Annotated in this window: 15 protein-coding genes; 8 read left to right on the top strand and 7 right to left on the bottom strand. The window is 27.9% G+C overall.

Annotated features, from left to right (window positions below; translation table 11 throughout):
* Positions 1-8 precede the first annotated feature (8 nt).
* The 4 genes from AVENP_RS11380 to AVENP_RS11395 all read right to left on the bottom strand — a co-directional run bounded on the left by AVENP_RS11380 (position 9) and on the right by AVENP_RS11395 (position 5,023).
* Positions 9-2,630 carry an ABC transporter substrate-binding protein gene (locus AVENP_RS11380; RefSeq protein WP_228201877.1) on the bottom strand — a complete coding sequence of 874 codons (2,622 nt, stop codon included), beginning with the start codon at positions 2,628-2,630 and terminating at the stop codon, positions 9-11.
* A gap of 115 nt (positions 2,631-2,745) precedes the next feature.
* The gene (locus AVENP_RS11385; protein WP_128359015.1) at positions 2,746-3,375 is read right to left on the bottom strand and encodes a LysE family translocator; all 630 of its coding nucleotides are present in this window, start codon (positions 3,373-3,375) and stop codon (positions 2,746-2,748) included.
* 15 nt (positions 3,376-3,390) lie between these two features.
* The gene (locus AVENP_RS11390) at positions 3,391-4,653 is read right to left on the bottom strand and encodes an MFS transporter (RefSeq protein ID WP_128359016.1); all 1,263 of its coding nucleotides are present in this window, start codon (positions 4,651-4,653) and stop codon (positions 3,391-3,393) included.
* A 127-nt stretch (positions 4,654-4,780) separates the two neighbouring features.
* Entirely contained in the window at positions 4,781-5,023 is a 243-nt protein-coding gene (locus AVENP_RS11395; protein ID WP_128359017.1) for a DUF1272 domain-containing protein, read from the bottom strand.
* A gap of 177 nt (positions 5,024-5,200) precedes the next feature.
* Here AVENP_RS11395 and AVENP_RS11400 point away from each other — a divergent pair, with 177 nt between their 5' ends.
* Positions 5,201-6,052, top strand: a complete 852-nt coding sequence (locus AVENP_RS11400; protein WP_128359018.1) for a universal stress protein — start codon at positions 5,201-5,203, stop codon at positions 6,050-6,052.
* A gap of 73 nt (positions 6,053-6,125) precedes the next feature.
* Here the strand turns inward: AVENP_RS11400 and purH are convergent, their stop codons facing one another.
* Complete coding sequence (purH, locus tag AVENP_RS11405; protein WP_128359019.1) at positions 6,126-7,658, bottom strand: bifunctional phosphoribosylaminoimidazolecarboxamide formyltransferase/IMP cyclohydrolase; 1,533 nt, start codon at positions 7,656-7,658, stop codon at positions 6,126-6,128.
* Between the two features lie 146 nt (positions 7,659-7,804).
* Between purH and amt the strand changes: the two genes are divergently transcribed.
* Entirely contained in the window at positions 7,805-9,622 is a 1,818-nt protein-coding gene (gene amt / locus AVENP_RS11410) for an ammonium transporter (RefSeq protein WP_128359020.1), read from the top strand.
* Positions 9,623-9,647: 25 nt separating this feature from the next.
* On the opposite strand, the gene purL is transcribed toward amt, so the two are convergent.
* Both purL and AVENP_RS11420 read right to left on the bottom strand, forming a co-directional pair.
* The gene (purL, locus tag AVENP_RS11415) at positions 9,648-11,861 is read right to left on the bottom strand and encodes a phosphoribosylformylglycinamidine synthase subunit PurL (RefSeq protein WP_128359021.1); all 2,214 of its coding nucleotides are present in this window, start codon (positions 11,859-11,861) and stop codon (positions 9,648-9,650) included.
* A 63-nt stretch (positions 11,862-11,924) separates the two neighbouring features.
* The gene (locus AVENP_RS11420) at positions 11,925-12,884 is read right to left on the bottom strand and encodes a L,D-transpeptidase family protein (RefSeq protein ID WP_128359022.1); all 960 of its coding nucleotides are present in this window, start codon (positions 12,882-12,884) and stop codon (positions 11,925-11,927) included.
* Positions 12,885-12,963: 79 nt separating this feature from the next.
* On the opposite strand from AVENP_RS11420, the gene AVENP_RS11425 reads away from it, so the two are divergent.
* From AVENP_RS11425 to AVENP_RS11450, 6 genes are all read left to right on the top strand, one after another.
* Positions 12,964-14,151 (top strand): peptidoglycan DD-metalloendopeptidase family protein, encoded by a 1,188-nt coding sequence (locus AVENP_RS11425; protein ID WP_128359023.1) that lies wholly within the window; start codon positions 12,964-12,966, stop codon positions 14,149-14,151.
* Between the two features lie 14 nt (positions 14,152-14,165).
* On the top strand, positions 14,166-14,507 hold the full coding sequence (locus tag AVENP_RS11430; RefSeq protein WP_128359024.1) for a MerR family transcriptional regulator: 342 nt from the start codon (positions 14,166-14,168) through the stop codon (positions 14,505-14,507).
* Positions 14,508-14,749: 242 nt separating this feature from the next.
* Positions 14,750-15,247, top strand: a complete 498-nt coding sequence (gene ectA / locus AVENP_RS11435) for a diaminobutyrate acetyltransferase (protein ID WP_128359025.1) — start codon at positions 14,750-14,752, stop codon at positions 15,245-15,247.
* A gap of 33 nt (positions 15,248-15,280) precedes the next feature.
* Complete coding sequence (gene ectB / locus AVENP_RS11440; RefSeq protein WP_128359026.1) at positions 15,281-16,561, top strand: diaminobutyrate--2-oxoglutarate transaminase; 1,281 nt, start codon at positions 15,281-15,283, stop codon at positions 16,559-16,561.
* Between the two features lies 1 nt (position 16,562).
* On the top strand, positions 16,563-16,958 hold the full coding sequence (locus AVENP_RS11445; protein WP_128359027.1) for an ectoine synthase: 396 nt from the start codon (positions 16,563-16,565) through the stop codon (positions 16,956-16,958).
* A 17-nt stretch (positions 16,959-16,975) separates the two neighbouring features.
* Complete coding sequence (locus tag AVENP_RS11450) at positions 16,976-17,869, top strand: phytanoyl-CoA dioxygenase family protein (RefSeq protein ID WP_128359028.1); 894 nt, start codon at positions 16,976-16,978, stop codon at positions 17,867-17,869.

The following is a 17,869-nucleotide window of genomic DNA, read 5'->3' on the forward strand; positions in this document are numbered from 1 at the left end:
CTAAAGTTTTAATCAATATTTTTTATCAAACATTTCAAAACTATTTTTGTTAAAGTCCCTTTATAAGTTTTATTTTCATATTCAAAAATTGTATTTGAAATATTGATTTCACCATTCATGTGTTTATTTATTATCTCTTGACACATAAATAACCCTATTCCTGTTCCTTGACTTTGATGTTTAGTTGTAAAATATGGTTCATATATTTTATCAATTATCTCTTCATCAATTCCACCCGCATTATCTTTTATTTGAATTATTGCTTTATTATTTTCTTCGAAAATATTAATAAAAATAATTTTTTCATCATTATCTGATAATTCGAGGGCATCTTTTGAATTATTCAGAATATTAATTAAAACCTGAATTAACTCTGTTTCATATCCAAAAACTTTTATATTTTTAATTTCATTAATAATTTTTATTTTTTTACTTAAAAAATTTGGATTCATTAAATCTATTGTTTTATTACAACAATTTTCTAAATAGAATTCCTCTTTCTTTTTTTGTGGTCTAAAGAAGTATCTAAAATCATCAATAGTATTTGATAAATATTTTGAAGTGTTTAAAATAGAGTTTAAAGTCTCATTCAAAAATTTGTCATCCAAATCATTTAACTCTTTTTTCAATTTAATACCACTAGCACCTGTTGTAATCAAAGATAATGGCTGTCTCCATTGATGTGCAATGTTTTCAATCATTTGTCCCATAGAAACCATTTTTTGTTGCTGAGATAAAAGTCTATCTTTTTTTAAATTTTCTTCAACTTCTTTTTTTATTCTAATCTCAAGTTTACTATTAATATCTCGTAATTCTTTAGTTTTTTCTTCAACTTTTCTTTTTAAATTATCATTCAACTTATTTAAAAGTTTTTGTCTATATAAAATAGCAATAAAAATAATTATAAAAACAGCAAGTGCTTTCCATAAAATTGAGTAATCAAAATCCTTTTTATATTCAACAGAAATCCATTTATTGAGCATTTCATTTTTTGTAAAATCATCAATACTTAAAACTGCTTTTTGAAATATATTAAATAAAACTAGATCATCATTTCTTACTGCAATTGATAAACTTGTTATTTCATCAAGTTTTGCAGATACAGAAAGTTGTGTTAAATATTTTGTTTGCAATTTATACCAAGATGTTGAAATTGCATCAATATGTCCAAAAACCTCTTTATCTATAACTTTTTTCAAACCTTCATCAATATTCAGAACAGGTATAAACTCAATATTTTCATATTTGATTTTTAAAAAATCTAAAATTGCATAATCTTCAACAATTGAAATCTTTTTATTTTTTAATGAAGAAAGATCACTAATAAAAGAAGTATCACTTTTTGTTAAAAGTACAAAAGGAATATCAATATAAGATTTTGTAAAATTAAAATTATTCTCACGCTCATTTGTTTGAGAAGCAGATGATAAAATATCACATTTTCTATTTTTGGCAAACTCTAAAGACTCTTTCCAACTATCTGTAGGAACTAATGTTATAGGTTTTTTTATTTTTTCTTCTATTAAAGATATATAATCAGCGATAAAACCTGTGAATTTTCCATCTTTTATATCACTATAAGGCATACTATTTGGCATAATGCACATTGTAATACTATCTTTTTCCTCAATATATTTAATCTCTTTAGTAGTAAAAGTTGAATTATTTAAATTATTAATATCAAATACAAATTTATCAAGATTTATAGGAGAAGAAACTAATCCCATTACATTATATAAATCATAAATTCTTTGAATTTTATCTTTTCTTATTTCTCCTAAATTTGCAGTTTTGAAATAAGATAATTTTTTCAACTCATTTGCTTCATACAAAAGTTCATCTTTTTGTAGGTTTTGACTATTATAATTTTTTAGTATTATATCAGCACTCTCTTCTTGATTTGCATAAGCATATTCCCATCCTTTTAATGATGCTTTTTTAAATAATAAAACTGTATTTAAATCATAATTTATAAGATTTTGATTTGTATATAACATATCACTGTACATATCAAAACCATATTTTTTAGGATCAAAAATATTATATGTTATGCCCTCTTTTTCTAACCAAAAAGGTGCTTTTGAGATATAAGCTGAAATGACATCTGTATTTTTATTAATTAAATCATCAATTTTATGAGTATGTTTTAAAAAAGTTAAATTCTCAATTTTAACTTTATTTGAAGTAATCATTGCTTTTAGTGAAACTTCACTTGCATCATCTATTGTTGTCATAATTTTTTTATTTGAAAAATCGTTTATATTATTGATTCCAGATTCTTTTGTACTCAATAAAATAAGTGGCGTAGATTGAAATAGTGCATACAAAGCAACAATATTTGGATTTTTAATTTTTTCAAGTATTAAAGTCTCTCGTCCTACTGCAAAATCAATTTTGCCATCATTTACACTTTTAGGAATATCCACACCAAATTCGAAAGGTTTTATCTCAACATCTAATCCTAAATCTTCATAAAAACCTTTTTGTTTAGCCATATAATAGCCAGCAAATTGAAACTGGTCAAACCAAGATAGTTGTAGAGTAACTTTTTTTAACTCTTTTGCACATAATGTTTGTGTAACTAAAATTATTAGCACAAATAAAAATGGAAACATTTTTAATAAATACAAAGTAGCCCTCTTAATAAAATTAATAGAGTATATCAAAAAATAATGGAAAAAGAATGAAAAAATAAATAAAGAAATATTCAAGAATATTAATGTGATAAATTAACTAGAAATTCTTTTATTTATTTACATCAAAAAGTAGTTTACACCCTACAATTGAAAAAATTACTCCTATAAACCCATCAATATATTTTTTAAAGTTGAAATATTTATTAACTACTTTTTCATTAGAAAACATTAATGAATAACCTATAAATACAACTATTCCAAAAGGTAAACAAATCATCACAGGCAAATATATTGACATTGTATTTTGTCCATTTGGTAAAGCAACAGCGATAATAGCAATCCAAACAGCAATTGCTTTTGGATTTAATAAATGCATCATTATTCCCGAAAGAAAATATTTAGATAAAGAACCTTTAGACTCTTTTATTTCAACTTTTTTTTGCTCTTTTTTTATAAGCATTTTAAAAGAGTTATAAGCTAAATAAAGGAAATATAAACCACCTAAAATCTTTAAAATATATAAAAGTTCAGAATACCGACTAAGAATTGGCTGTAATCCTGAAGCTGCACAAATACCCCAAAAAAAAGATCCCATTGTTACACCTAAAGCGAAACAAATTCCTGCTTTTCTTCCTGCATATATTGAAGTATGGGCAATTGCCAGATTACTAGGGCCTGGACTTGCTATTCCTAAAATATAAATAAACAATGCGATTAAAATACTAGAAAAAATTTCCATTTAAATATCCTATAATTATTCATTATTATTTTTATGTTGTTCTTCAACCCATTTTTCATCTTGTCTTGGATCTATCTCTGACATTATAATAGTTGATGAAACAGGTATATTAACAAATACACTTCTTTTATCATAATCCACTCGTTTTTTTGACAATGAATATAGTGCCAAATAAATACCTAAAATAAAAAATATAATAAAAAGAACATGAGGATTAAAATAATTAAATGCAATACCAATAATAACTGGTGCAAAAAAAGAACCCATCCCATAAGCAAAAAGTAACGCTCGACTTATTTCAACTATATCTTTATTTTCATCTATAACATCATTAGCTCTTGCTAAACTTAATGGATAAATACAAAAAATACTAACTCCAAATAAAATAGCTAAAAAATATAACAAATTTTCATCTAAAGTCAAATAAATAAATAAAAATGAAACTAATGATGTACAAACTCCAGTTGCAGCAATAAGTTTTCGGCGTCCATAAATATCTGAGAGTTTTCCTATTGGCCATTGAGAAAGTAAACCTCCTAAAAGTGCAAATGCCATAAATAAAGATATTACTTCTTTGGAATCATACAGTTTTATTAGATACAAAGGAATCATAGTGAAAAAACCACCTACAAAAAATCCACTAATAAAACTTCCAGTTACAGCTAGTGGAACAACATTGTAAAGTTTTGGGAAACTATATCTGTCAAAAGGTTTCAAAATTGGTTCTTCTATTTTTGTCATTGCAATAAAAATCACTGAAAAAAGAACTAAAACTGCACCAATTGAAAAAATCATATGTTTTAAATCTTCATCAATATTTAATAATAGTTGACCAATAGCAGTTGCTAAATAAAAAACAGTTGTATATATTCCTAATATCTGTCCTCTTTGCTCATTTGAACTTTTTTCATTCAACCAGCTTTCTAAGATAATTAACAAACCATAATAAGCAAATCCAGAAATAAGTCGGAGAATTGCCCAAAATAACTCATTTAAAAATAAAGAGTGAAGCAAAAAAGTAATAACCATTAAAGAAGCAAATGTAACAAAACTTCGTATATGTCCAACCGATGAAATAATCTTTTGACTAAAAATAGAAGATGCCATAGCACCTAGAAAAAATGCAGCATTAATTAGCCCAATAACCATATCAGAAGTTCCATTTTCTTTAAGAAAAACACCAATAAAAGTCATAATCATCCCATATCCAATGGCTAAAAAACCTATTGAAAAGAATAATGAAGATATGGCTAAAAAAACAGATTTTGTTGCTTGCATTATATTCCTTATTTATTTTTTTATTGATAATAGCTAATTAGAATTGTTAAAGAACTTAATTTTTTTTCATGTAATTTTCAATGAAATTAGCTTAAATAATACAACAAAATTATCTAAATATTTAATACTATTTTTTACAAATATTAGGATTAAAAGTTCTTACAGTTGATGCTGGACTATTTACCAATTTTTCAAGAGTTCTAAGTGGACGAGGAATTAAAGTTCCACCACAATTTGGACAAATATATCCTAATATTTCACTTGCACAATCAAAACAAAAAGTACATTCAAAGGAACAAATATATGCACCTTCTAAATTAGCAGGTAAATCTTTATCACAACACTCACAGCCAGGTCTCAGTTCTAACATACTAAATCCTTATTAATTATTAATTCATTTTATATTAAAAAATCTTAAATGTGTAAGAATTAGTTGGATAATAAATATTGTTTTATTCTATTATATTAATAAATTTTTAAAGAATACAACTTTCATCTCAGCCTTTAGTGCTATAATTTAATAATATATTTACGCAAAGGATTTTTAATGATTTACAAAAAAATGTTTTTCCCTATTGGTGGGGGAGATGAGTTAAAAGAGAGATTATTCGCAGCTTTATTAATTGCAAAATATTTTGATGCGAATTTGGAGATTTTAAGATGTATACACGATACTGGTAAACAAATGTATAAAAATCTAGGTATTTCAGCTCAAGTAATGAAAGAAATTGACGAGGTAATTGCAATTAGAACTAAAGAAGAGTCAATTGAATTTGAGAATGCTATTAAAGAAATAGGAGAAATTGCTGGAATGGAAATATCAACTACTCCAATTCCAAATAAAGTTCATGCTCTATTAACTGTAAAAGAAGGAAATAGAAGTCTTTTAGTTGAAGAAGAATCAAAATTTTGCGATATTGTAATTGCTGCTGCGCCTCCATCTGGAATTGCAACTGCAACATTTGAAACATCTGTTTTAAAAAGTGGGAAACCTGTTCTTATGTTCCCAAGAAAAATGAAAACTTTCAGTACAAAATCAATACTTATTGGTTGGAATAATACTGTTGAATCATCAAGAGCGATAACTTCTTCTATTGAACTACTTAAACTAGCAGAAAAAGTACAAATTGTATCTTCTGACGAGTATAGTGGTGTAGATATGCAAAAAATCAATCAATTAATTGCTTATCTTAAATTTCATAGTATTGATGCAACTTATAAAATTGTAGAGACTACAAGAATTCCTGGGGAAGCTTTATTAAATGCAGCACTTGATGGCAATTTTGACTTAATAGTTGCAGGAGCATATGGACATAAAGGATTAAGAGAACTTATGTTTGGTGGGGCAACTAGATACTTATTAGAACATTCAACATTGCCTATATTTATGTCTCACTAGATTCGTAAAATATTTTATTTACTAATAAAAAGTTAAAAGGAAAGATTGATTATAAATCAATCTTTCCTAATTTCTAATGTAAGAAGTGTCTAATTCCAGAGAAATATAGAGCCATATCATATTCATTTGCTGCATCTATAATTTCATCATCTCGGATTGAACCACCTGGCTCAATCACACATTTAACGCCAGCTTCTGCCGCTGCATCAATGCTATCTCTAAATGGGAAAAATGCTTCTGAAGCTAATACAGCACCTTTTACATCTATTCCCATATCTTCTGCTTTTCTTAATGCAGCTTTACTAGCATCAACTCTTGAAGTCATACCCATACCAACAGCTACCATTGCAGAATCTTTTACATATACAACACAATTTGATTTTGTTAAACTTGCAATTTTATATGCAATTTCCATATCTTTTACTTCTTGTTCAGTTGCAATTCTTGTTGATTTTAATTCAGAATTTCTAACTTCATCTTCTTTTACTTTATCAGCATCTTGGAATACAAATCCACCATCAACTCTTTTAAAATCAATAGCATCATTAGCAAGTTCTAAATATTGTGTTCCTTGCTCAAATAATTTGATTCTTTTTTTAGAATCAAATACAGCAACAGCTTCAGGTGTAAAACTAGCTGCAAATATAACTTCCAAGAAAATCTCGTTCATTTTTTCTGCTAATTCTTTATCAACTGTCCCATTAACAGCAACAACTCCACCAAATGCAGAAACAGGATCACATTTAAGTGCTTCAATATAAGAGTCTAATAATGTATCTTTTATTGCAAAACCACAAGGATTTCCATGTTTTACAATACAAACAGCATTATCTTTTCCAAAAGCAGCGGCAATTCTTGCAGCCCCTGAAATATCACCCATATTGTTGAAACTAGCTTCACCTTTTACAGTTTTGAATTTATTTGTAAATTGAGTATCAAATTCGTATAATGCACCTTTTTGATGTGGATTTTCTCCATATCTTGTATCAAATACTTTTGAACCTACAATAAATTGTTTCGCTCCAAATCCACCATTAAATCTTTTATTCATATAATTTGCAATCATAGAATCATATGCAGCTGTGTGCTCATAAGCTTTAATCATCATATCTCGTCTAAATTCAACAGTATTAGTGTCATTTTTAAGATTGTTTAATACTAAATCATAATCAATAACATCTGTAACAATAATAACTGAATCGAAATTTTTAGCAGCACTTCGTACCATTGCTGGTCCACCAATATCAATGTTTTCGATTATCTCTTCAAAATCATCTGTTTTTTCTATTGTTGCTTTAAATGGATATAAATTTACACAAACTAAATCAATTCCCTCAACTCCAAGTTCTTGGGCTTGATCTAAATGAGATTGTTTATCACGTCTATGTAAAATTCCACCATGAATATAAGGATTTAAAGTTTTAACTCTTCCTTCAAAACACTCAGGAAATTTAGTAACTTCATTTGCTTCAATTACTGCAATTCCTGCATCTTTAAGTTTATTATATGTTCCACCTGTACTAATAATTTCATAACCTAATGTTACAAGTTCTTTAGCAAAATTTTCGACACCACTTTTGTCACTTACACTAATTAATGCTCTCAATGTTTTCCCCAAGTTTTATAGTTTTTGTGATTATACAAAAAAAGCAATTAGGACTCCCTTGATTAAAAAATGTATATTTTTTATCACTTGATTAATTATTTTCTGTGTTACAATATATTTTCTATGAAATTTAAAGGATTTTTATATTGGAAACTTTTAAGGAATTAGACCTATTTTGGATACTTGTAAGTGGATTTTTAGTCTTTATGATGCAACTTGGTTTTTCTTTAGTTGAAACGGGTGTGGTAAGAACTAAAAATACTATAAATGTAGCTATGAAGAACCTTATTGATACAGTATTTAGTATTATGTTCTTTTGGCTTTTTGGTTTTGGACTTATGTTTGGTCTTGATAATTATGGACTAATAGGTACAGATAAGTTTTTAATAGATGGTAAAGATTTACACTTAAATGGCTTTTTCTTTTTTCAAGCAATGTTTGCAGCAACTGCAATAACCATTGTGTCAGGAGCAGTAGCTGAAAGAATAAAATTTAATGGTTATATTGTTGTGGCAATTATCGTAAGTGCAATAATTTATCCTATTTTTGGACATTGGGCTTGGAGTGAGAATGGTTGGCTTAAAGCATTAGGTTTTATAGATTTTGCTGGCTCTACAGTTGTGCATTCACTTGGAGGTTGGATTGGACTTGCTGGTGCAATAGTTTTAGGGCCAAGACTTGGGAAATTTAGAAAAGGAAAAGTTGTATATTTTGCTCCAAGTAATCACAATTTTATCGTTTTTGGAGTGTTTATTCTATTTTTTGCTTGGTTTGGATTTAATGCGGGAAGTTTATTAGCTTTTGATCCAGCTGTTACATCAATTTTAATAAATACTTTATTAGCAGGTGTTTTTGGTGGTTTTTCTGCTTGGATAATTACGCTATTTAGTAAAGATAAAGTTGGTGTTGAAATTTTTAGTTTTGGAATAATCGCAGGACTTGTGGGAATTACAGCTGGATGTTTTGAATTCACTACAACTCAATCTGCTTTTGTTGGTTTTTTATCTTCTTTTATAATGCACTATGCTGATATTTTCTTAACAAAAAAGTTAAAAATTGATGATCCTTTAAGTGTTGTAGCAATTCACGGCTTTGTTGGTGCGTGGGGAACAATAGCAGTTGGTTTTTTTGCAAAATTACCTGAAAATTTTACCAGATTACATTTTATCTATATTCAATCATTAGGTGTAGTTGTAGCTTTTCTTTTTACTTTTATTTCAGGATTACTAATATTTTTATTCTTACGTAAAATTAATCTGCTAAGAGTAAGAAAAAAACATGAAGTTTTAGGTTTAAATAGAAGTGAACATAATGCAAGATTACCTTGGGTAGATACTATTCAAAGTATTATTCAAATAATGAAAACAGGAAATGTAGATAGAAAAATTTATGAAGAAAGAGATACAGAAATTGGTATAGTTTCAAGATTTTTCAACTATTTACTAAATATGCTAAAACAAAAAAATGCTGAATTAAAGAAATCAAATACTAATTTATCAGTAAAAGCATATCATGATAATTTAACAAAAATTTTAAATAGAAATGGTCTTTTAAAAAAATTATCTGAAAAAAACAATAACTATATCTTAGCAATTATTGATATTGATAAATTCAAAACTATTAATGACACTTATGGTCATGATGTTGGGGATTATGTGTTAAGGGATTTAGCAGCAATTATTTCAAATAAAATTAGAACAACAGATATTTTTGCAAGATGGGGAGGTGAAGAGTTTATTCTAGTTTTAGACACTACTGATTTACTTCAAGCACAAAATATTACAGATAATTTAAGAAAAGAAGTTGAAAATTCAAAGTTTAAAACAGTAGATAAAATAACAGTTTCAATTGGAGTTAGTGAATTTAAAACAAAAAATGATACATTTGAAAGTGTATTTAAAAAAGCTGATGAAGCACTTTATCAAGCAAAAACGAACGGAAGAAATAGAGTATACGTTTATTAAGAAGAGTTATACTCTTCTTAATATATTATAAATCTTGCTCAATTACTTGTTTGAATCTATTGAAATAAACAAAACTAGCTTTATCTAAATCTTTATAAATATCATTGATAGAAATTTTATCTCCACCAACTTGACCAATTTTTGAACACTCAATATTGAAAGATTTTGCAACTTTTTCAAATGCTTCACAATTTTCAGGTCTTACTTCAACAATTGCTCTACTTAAAGACTCAGAGAATATATCTTTTGAATCATTTAAAGAAATAGAGATTTCAATTCCTTTATTACCCACAACTGCCATTTTAGAAGCACTTACTGCAATTCCACCGATGTTAACATCTTTTGCAGATTTTAATAAATCTAATTTATTTGCTTCAATTACAGTATTCCATAAAGCTAACTCTTTTTCAAAGTTTACTTCTGGGTGAACACCAGCAACTTTTCCATACATTTTTTTCATATATAAAGAAGCACCAAATTCAGATTTTGTTTCACCTAAGATATATAAAATATTTCCATTTTCTTGCACGCAAGAAGGTAATACTTTATTTGCATCTTCATTTACTCCAACCATTGCAATTGAAGGTGTTGGGAAAACTCCCACTCCATTTGTTTCATTGTATAAAGATACATTTCCACCAATAACTGGAGTATTTAACTCTCTACAAGCTTTTTTAATACCTTCACAAGAAGCAGCAAATTGCCACATAACTTCAGGATTTGTAGGATTTCCAAAATTTAAACAATCTGTGATTGCTTTTGGAACTGCTCCTGTCATTGCAACATTTCTTCCAGATTCCATAACAGCAGCTGCTGCTCCTAATTCTGGGTTAATATAACAAAGTCTAGTATTACAATCAGCACTCATTGATAATGCACGTCCTGTCTCTTTGATTCTAATAGATGAACCATCAAGTTTTCCTGGACCTTTGATTGTATTTGTTTGAACCATTGAATCATATTGAGAATAAACCCAAGATTTATCAACAACTTCCATATCAGAGAATAAATCATCAAATGCAACTTGATTTGAAATCTCTTTATCTAAAGTGATATTTTCAATTCCATCTAAATAAGCTGGTTTTGCAGTTGGTCTATCTAAAATAGGAGCTTGTTCAGATACTGGTTGAACAGGAACTTCAGCACATTTTTCACCATGCCAGAACAGTTCCATATTTCCTGTATTTGTAACTTCACCAATTACAGCAACATCAAGTTCCCATTTTTCAAAGATGTCTATAACACCTTGTTCACAACCTTTTTTAGCACAAATAAGCATTCTTTCTTGAGATTCTGAAAGCATAAAGTCATAAGGAGTCATTCCCTCTTCCCTTGCAGGAACTTTATCTAAATGCATAATCATTCCAGAACCTGAACGTCCTGCCATTTCAAATGAAGAAGAAGTAAGCCCAGCAGCTCCCATATCTTGAATACCAATAATTAAATCAGCTTTAAATAACTCTAAACAAGCCTCTAAAAGTAGTTTTTCAGTAAATGGATCTCCAACTTGAACAGTTGGTCTTTTTGATTCAGAATCTTCTGTGAACGCAGCACTTGACATAACTGCTCCACCAAGACCATCACGACCTGTTTTAGAGCCTACGTACATTACAGGATTTCCTAAACCTTCTGCTTTTCCTAAGAAAATTTCATCAGATTTTGCAAGTCCAATAGTAAATGCATTTACAAGATTATTTCCAGCATAACACTCTTCAAAAGTAGTTTCTCCACCAATTGTAGGTACTCCCATACAGTTACCATATCCACCAATACCAGCAACAACACCTCTTAAAAGAAATCTATGTTTTTGTGCAGTTTCGCTATTTCCCTCAATTGAAGCAAATCTAATTGAATTCATATTTGCAATTGGTCGAGCACCCATTGTAAATACATCTCTTAAAATTCCTCCAACTCCAGTTGCAGCACCTTGGTAAGGTTCAATAAAACTTGGATGATTGTGTGATTCCATTTTAAATACAGCAGCATATCCATCACCAATGTCAATAACACCGGCATTTTCACCTGGACCTTGAATAACCCAAGGAGCTTTTGTTGGGAAACCATTTAAATATTTTTTACTTGATTTATATGAGCAGTGCTCAGACCACATAGCAGAGAAGATACCAATTTCTACATAGTTTGGTTCTCTTCCTAAAATTTCTTTGATATTTTCAAATTCTTCAAGTGTTAAAGAGTGAGCAAGTGCTATCTCTTGAAGGTTCATCTCTTGTTTTTGCATCTTTCGCCTTAAAATATGGTTGTTATTTAGGGCGATTATATCTAAAAAGAGTTAAATTTTATTTTAATCTTCCGATAGAATTTTTACTTGATTATTTGCTATCTCTAAAAATAGCTCTTTTTTTCCATAGAATCTAACAGCAGGGCTTAAATATTCTTCATCCATTAATACTTTGTACATATTCTTTCCTAATGAATTTGGATAAGGAGAAACATCCATATTTGAAAATCTAATTGTTTTTTGCTCTTTTTTTGCAAATATTGAATTTTTTTGTTCTTTAAAAGCATTAAAATCACTTTTATCTGCTCTTTTAAAATCATTTGAATAAAAAGATAAATATTCATCAATATTAGAATCTTTCCATGCATCTTTCCATTTATAAATAGTACTAAATATTAATGCCATATCTTGTTTTGTTGCTTTTTTAAATTCATTTTCACTTGTTAATAAAATTGTTTTATTCAAATCTATTTTTTTATCTAATTCTTCCAACTCTACATTATCTAATGCAATACAACCTTTAGTGAAATTTTCTCTTTGAGCATTAAAAGGCATACCATGAATCCAAATTCCATAACCTTGTTTATCCAAACTTCTATCATAAACATTCGGATAAGAAGTTACAAGTGCAAATGGTCCATAAAAACTATCTAAGCCTACTTTTTTTTCAATTAGTTCATAAGCACCAATAGGAGTTTTTTTATCACCTGCTGTAAATTTATCCCCAAAGTTTTCACCAGTTATAACTCCATGTCTCAATAATAATTTATAATCATTACCCTCTTTTTCAAAAAGTGCAACTTCTGCTTGATCTTTTTGAGCTAATATTATATATTTTTTGAATTCATAATACCCATAATCTACATTCTTATCTTGAAAATACTCTTGCCAATAGCTTATATCTTTTAATCTGTTTTCTATTTCTTTTTCTACAGAATTAATACCTTCATATCTATATAATTTTATTAAATCTTGTGCATATATATTAAAAGAAATTAATAAAAAAATTATTAATTTTAACAAATATTCCTCCGTGATAATTTTTTAAGTTGGGGCATTGTATAATGTTTGCCCTAATTATTTAATAAAAAGTGAATAAACTATGAAAAAAATCATCCTAACAATTATTATATTTTTTAATTTTTTATACTCAGCTCAAGTTGAAGAACTAAATTGGCCAAGAGGAGAAAGTTTTTTAACTTTTTTAGATAAATACTCCATTTCTCAGAAATTATATTTTGATTTAGAGAAAGAAGACCAAGAATTATGTTCAGAAATAACAGCAGATAATAGATACTATTTATACACTGATGACGATGGAAAACTAAATCAAGTTTTAATTCCAATTTCAGATGATATTCAAATACATGTTTACAAAGACAATAAAAATGAATACAAATTTGAAACACTTCCAATAAATTATACAGAATATACTGAACTTATTGCAATTGAAATCACTGAATCTGTATCTCAAGATATAGCTAATGCAACTGGTGATGTTACATTAGCAGCAATGTTAAAATCAGTTTTTTCGCAAGGTGTAAATTTTAGAAAAATGAAAAAAGGTGATTTTATTGCCTTAGAATATTCACAAAAGGTTTACCTTGGACGACCATTTGGAATGCCTGATTTAAAAGCTGCAATGGTTGAAATTGCAGGAACACCTTTTTTTAGATTTAAAAATTCAAAAGATGATAAATATTATGATGAAAAAGGAACGGGATTTAGTAAATCTTATTTTTTCCAAATTCCTATAAATTATACAAGAATCTCTAGTCAATTTACAAATAAACGTTGGCATCCCGTTCTAAAAAGATTTAGAGCACATTTAGGTACAGACTTTGCAGCTCCTGTTGGAAGAACAATATACGCAGCAGCAGATGGAAGAATTGAATTTTCTGGTGAAAAGGGTGGTTATGGAAAAACTACAATAATAAATCATAATAATGGTTATAAAACACTTTATGCTCATCAAAGTAACTGGGCAAAGGGCATTTCACAAGGTAAAACTGTTAAAAAAGGTGAATTAATAGGTTATGTTGGAACTTCTGGTCTTAGTTCTGGCCCGCACTTACATTTAGGTTTATATAAAAATGGAACTGCTGTTGATCCCTTATCTGTAATTACAAAACCAAATGTTGATGGATTAGATGGCAAAGAAAGAGCTAGTTTCCTTGCAAATACAAAAATAATCCAGAAAAAATTTGAAGATCAAATAAATAGTAAAAATAGAACTATTCCTACAAAATTAGATAGAACAACAGATAGAAGTGATGTAAATATATTATAATTTTAGGAGTTAAAATGGCTTTACTTGATAATGATAAAGATATTCTTCCACTTAGTAGCATTTCTGAGCTTTTAAGTGCAAAAATTAGAACATTAAAAATGTATGAAGAAAAAGGTTTATTACCTCAAAAGAATCAGAAAATCAAAAAACTATACTCTATTAATGATGTTAAAATAATTGCATTTGTACACTATCTTGCAAATATAAAAAAAATAAATGCAAATGGAATTAAATATATTTTAGAAATGATAAGTGAAAATATGGATGAACAAAATAGAAATGTATTTTTAGAAATTGTTGAATCAAAACTAGAAAATGTCTCAGGAAATGAAATCCAAGATTTAGAATCATTTTAATATTAATCTTTAAATACTAACAAACTCTCAATTTAAATCACAAAAAATCATATTAATAATCTCAATTGTAAAATTCCCTATATAGCCTAATAAATCGATATTACTTATACTTTTCTTAGTTGTAATTTATTAAATTTTAAGTTTCAAATAAGTATTGTTTGTTATAGTTTTACATATCAAATGTAAAATAATTACATATTAAATGTAAATAATTTTCATAATTTATGATAATAAGGACTTAAATGAACTCCAGTATTTTATTTAGAAAACCGCAAAAAAATGACGCAAAAGAAATTGTTAACTTAATCCAATCAAGTGGAACTCTCGATTTAAACTCCGAATATCTCTATTTACTTCAATCAACTCACTTTAATGAAACTTGTAGTGTTGCTGTTTACAACAATGAGATAATAGGTTTTGTTTCAGGCTATTTAGTTCCAAATGAAGAAGAAAAACTTTTTATTTGGCAAGTTGCAGTTTCTAGTAAATTTAGAGGTCAAAATTTAGCACTTAAAATTATTATAGACATATTTAATAGAAATAAGTCAAAAAAAGTTATTAAATATATCCTATCAACAGTATCTCCAAGCAACAAATCTTCACAAAGAGTTTTTGAAAAAGTTGCAAACCATCTAAATACAAAAATAAAAAATAAAACTCTTTTTTCAATAGATGATTTTATAGATAGCCATGAAGAAGAAGTTCAATACTCAATTGGACCAATAGAATTCAACAAATAATTACAAAAAATAAAAGAACAAAAAAGGTAAAAAATGAGAATATTTGAAAATTTAGAATCAGAAGTAAGAGGTTATATTAGAAGTTTCCCCACAATATTTAAAAAAGCAAAGGGCGCAATATTAACAGATGAGCAAGGGGTTGAATATATTGACTTTTTTGCAGGAGCAGGAACTTTAAATTATGGACATAATAATGAACATATAAGTAAAGCATTGATTGAATATTTGCAAGAAGATGGAATTGTTCATGGTCTTGATATGGCGACTACTGCAAAAAAAGAGTTTTTACAAACTTTTGAAAATTTAATATTAAAACCTAGAAACCTTGAATATAAACTCCAATTTACAGGTCCAACTGGAACAAATGCTGTTGAAACTGCATTAAAACTTGCACGTCTTGTAAAAGGAAGAAGTAATATTGTTGCATTTACAAATGGTTACCATGGACTTTCACAAGGTTCATTAGCAGTTACAGGAAATAATGAATATAGAGATGAGAGTTATATTTCAAGAACAAACGCAACTTTTATGCCATTTGATGGATATTTTGGAGATATGAATACATTGACATATTTTAGAAAATTTCTAGAAGATGGAAGTAGTGGTGTGGATTTACCAGCTGCTGTTATACTTGAAACTATTCAAGGTGAAGGTGGAATAAATGTAGCTTCAAAAGAGTGGTTGCAGGAACTTGAAGCAATTTGTAGAGAGTTTGATATTTTATTAATAATTGATGATATTCAAGTTGGAAATGGAAGAAGTGGAGAGTTTTTCTCTTTTGAATTTGCAGGAATAAATCCTGATATGGTAACCCTGTCAAAATCAATTGGAGGAGGACTTCCAATGGCTTTATTATTATTCAAGCCACATTTAGACCAATGGAAACCTGGAGAACACACAGGAACATTTAGAGGAAATAATCTTGCATTTGTTGCTTCAAAAGTTTCACTAGATCATTATTGGCAAAATGACAACATTTCTAAAGCTGTATTTTATAAAGAAATTATTTTAAAAGAAGCTTTAGAAAAAATTGCCCTTAAATATAAAGATGATTATGAAATTGAAATTAGAGGAAGAGGATTAGTTTATGGTTTTGAAATAAAAAATGATAAATCAATGGCTAGTGATATTTCTGCTTTTGCATTTCAAGAACAATTAATTATCGAAACTTGCGGAAGTGAAAACCAAGTTGTTAAATTTTTACCTCCTTTATTAATTGATGAAGAATTACTAATTGAAGGACTTAAAAGATTTGAAAATGCATTGGATAGATTAGTGCAAGAAAGAAAAAATAATTTAAAAGGAGAATTTTAAAATGATAGTTAGAGATATAAGAAAAGAAGTAATTGGCACACAAAAAGAAGTTTTCGCAAAAAATAATCAATGGGTTAGTAGAAGGATGTTATTAAAAGATGATGGAATGGGATTTTCATTCCATGAAACAATAATAAAAGCTCATACAAAAACCCACATACACTACCAAAATCATCTAGAAGCAGTTTATTGTGTTGGTGGTGAGGGAAAGATTGAAGATTTAAAAACAGGAATAACCCATGATATTTATGATGGTGTAATGTACGCTTTAAATAACCATGATGAACACTATTTATATGGTGGAAATGTTGATATGAGGTTAATATGTGTATTTAATCCTCCGATTAAAGGAACTGAAAATCACGATGAAAATGGTGTTTATCCATTAGAAGACTAATATAAGGAGGAAATTATATGAAAGATTTATATCCATCAAGAGCAAAAGAAGAAAAAATTATAAAAAGAGTTGATAAAACAGTTTATTCAAAAGAAAAAATAGGTAACTACTCTTTAGATGAAAAAGAATTAGAAGTTTATGAAAAAAACGGTTTCATCATTATTCCTGAAGCCTTTTCAGCAAAAGAGATAAAAAAATTTAGACAAGAATTAAAACAATTGGAATTAAATGAAAAGCTTTGGAAAAAAGAAGAGTTTATCTCTGAGCCAAATGATAATAAATTAAGAACAATATTTAATCAACATCTATTTAGTAAAATTTATAAAAAATTATCAAAAGACCCAAGAATTTTAGATAAAGTCATGCAAATATTAGGAAGTGATGTTTATATTCATCATGGACGAATAAATGTCAAAAGAGCCTATCAAGGAAAATCTTTCCCATGGCATAGTGACTTTGAAACTTGGCATAGTGAAGATGGCTTGCCAAACTGTAGATGTTTATCAGCTTGGATTATGCTAACGGATAATACTCAATTTAATGGACCACTATATTTAATCAAAGAGAGCCACAAAAAGTTTGTTTCATGTAAAGGAACAACTCCCAAAGATAATTATAAAAAATCTTTAAAAAAACAAGAGTATGGAGTTCCAAGTATTGATGCTATAAAACAATTATCTAAAAATGATAAGCTTGTTTCAGCTATTGGAAAAGCTGGTACTCTTGTATTACATGATGGGAATATCCTTCATGGAAGTGCTGATAATATCTCTCCTGAAGATAGAACTAATATTTTCTTTGTTTATAATAGTGTAAAAAATACTCCTGTAAAACCTTTCGCTTCCAAATCTCCTAGGGCAGATTTTTTATGTTTAAAAGATTTTAAGCCTTTAAAAGTAAATAAGGATTAA

Source organism: Arcobacter venerupis, assembly GCF_013201665.1.
GTDB classification, from domain to species: Bacteria; Campylobacterota; Campylobacteria; order Campylobacterales; family Arcobacteraceae; genus Aliarcobacter; species Aliarcobacter venerupis.

What these genes read in the sequence shown, in the direction of transcription:
- purL (WP_128359021.1), bottom strand. Translation starts at nt 11,861, where the DNA reads ATGCAAAAACAAGAGATGAACCTTCAAGAGATAGCACTTGCTCACTCT.
- ectB (WP_128359026.1), top strand. Translation starts at nt 15,281, where the DNA reads ATGAGAATATTTGAAAATTTAGAATCAGAAGTAAGAGGTTATATTAGA.
- ectA (WP_128359025.1), top strand. Translation starts at nt 14,750, where the DNA reads ATGAACTCCAGTATTTTATTTAGAAAACCGCAAAAAAATGACGCAAAA.
- AVENP_RS11395 (WP_128359017.1), bottom strand. Translation starts at nt 5,023, where the DNA reads ATGTTAGAACTGAGACCTGGCTGTGAGTGTTGTGATAAAGATTTACCT.
- AVENP_RS11425 (WP_128359023.1), top strand. Translation starts at nt 12,964, where the DNA reads ATGAAAAAAATCATCCTAACAATTATTATATTTTTTAATTTTTTATAC.
- AVENP_RS11430 (WP_128359024.1), top strand. Translation starts at nt 14,166, where the DNA reads ATGGCTTTACTTGATAATGATAAAGATATTCTTCCACTTAGTAGCATT.
- AVENP_RS11400 (WP_128359018.1), top strand. Translation starts at nt 5,201, where the DNA reads ATGATTTACAAAAAAATGTTTTTCCCTATTGGTGGGGGAGATGAGTTA.
- AVENP_RS11445 (WP_128359027.1), top strand. Translation starts at nt 16,563, where the DNA reads ATGATAGTTAGAGATATAAGAAAAGAAGTAATTGGCACACAAAAAGAA.
- AVENP_RS11390 (WP_128359016.1), bottom strand. Translation starts at nt 4,653, where the DNA reads ATGCAAGCAACAAAATCTGTTTTTTTAGCCATATCTTCATTATTCTTT.
- AVENP_RS11450 (WP_128359028.1), top strand. Translation starts at nt 16,976, where the DNA reads ATGAAAGATTTATATCCATCAAGAGCAAAAGAAGAAAAAATTATAAAA.
- AVENP_RS11385 (WP_128359015.1), bottom strand. Translation starts at nt 3,375, where the DNA reads ATGGAAATTTTTTCTAGTATTTTAATCGCATTGTTTATTTATATTTTA.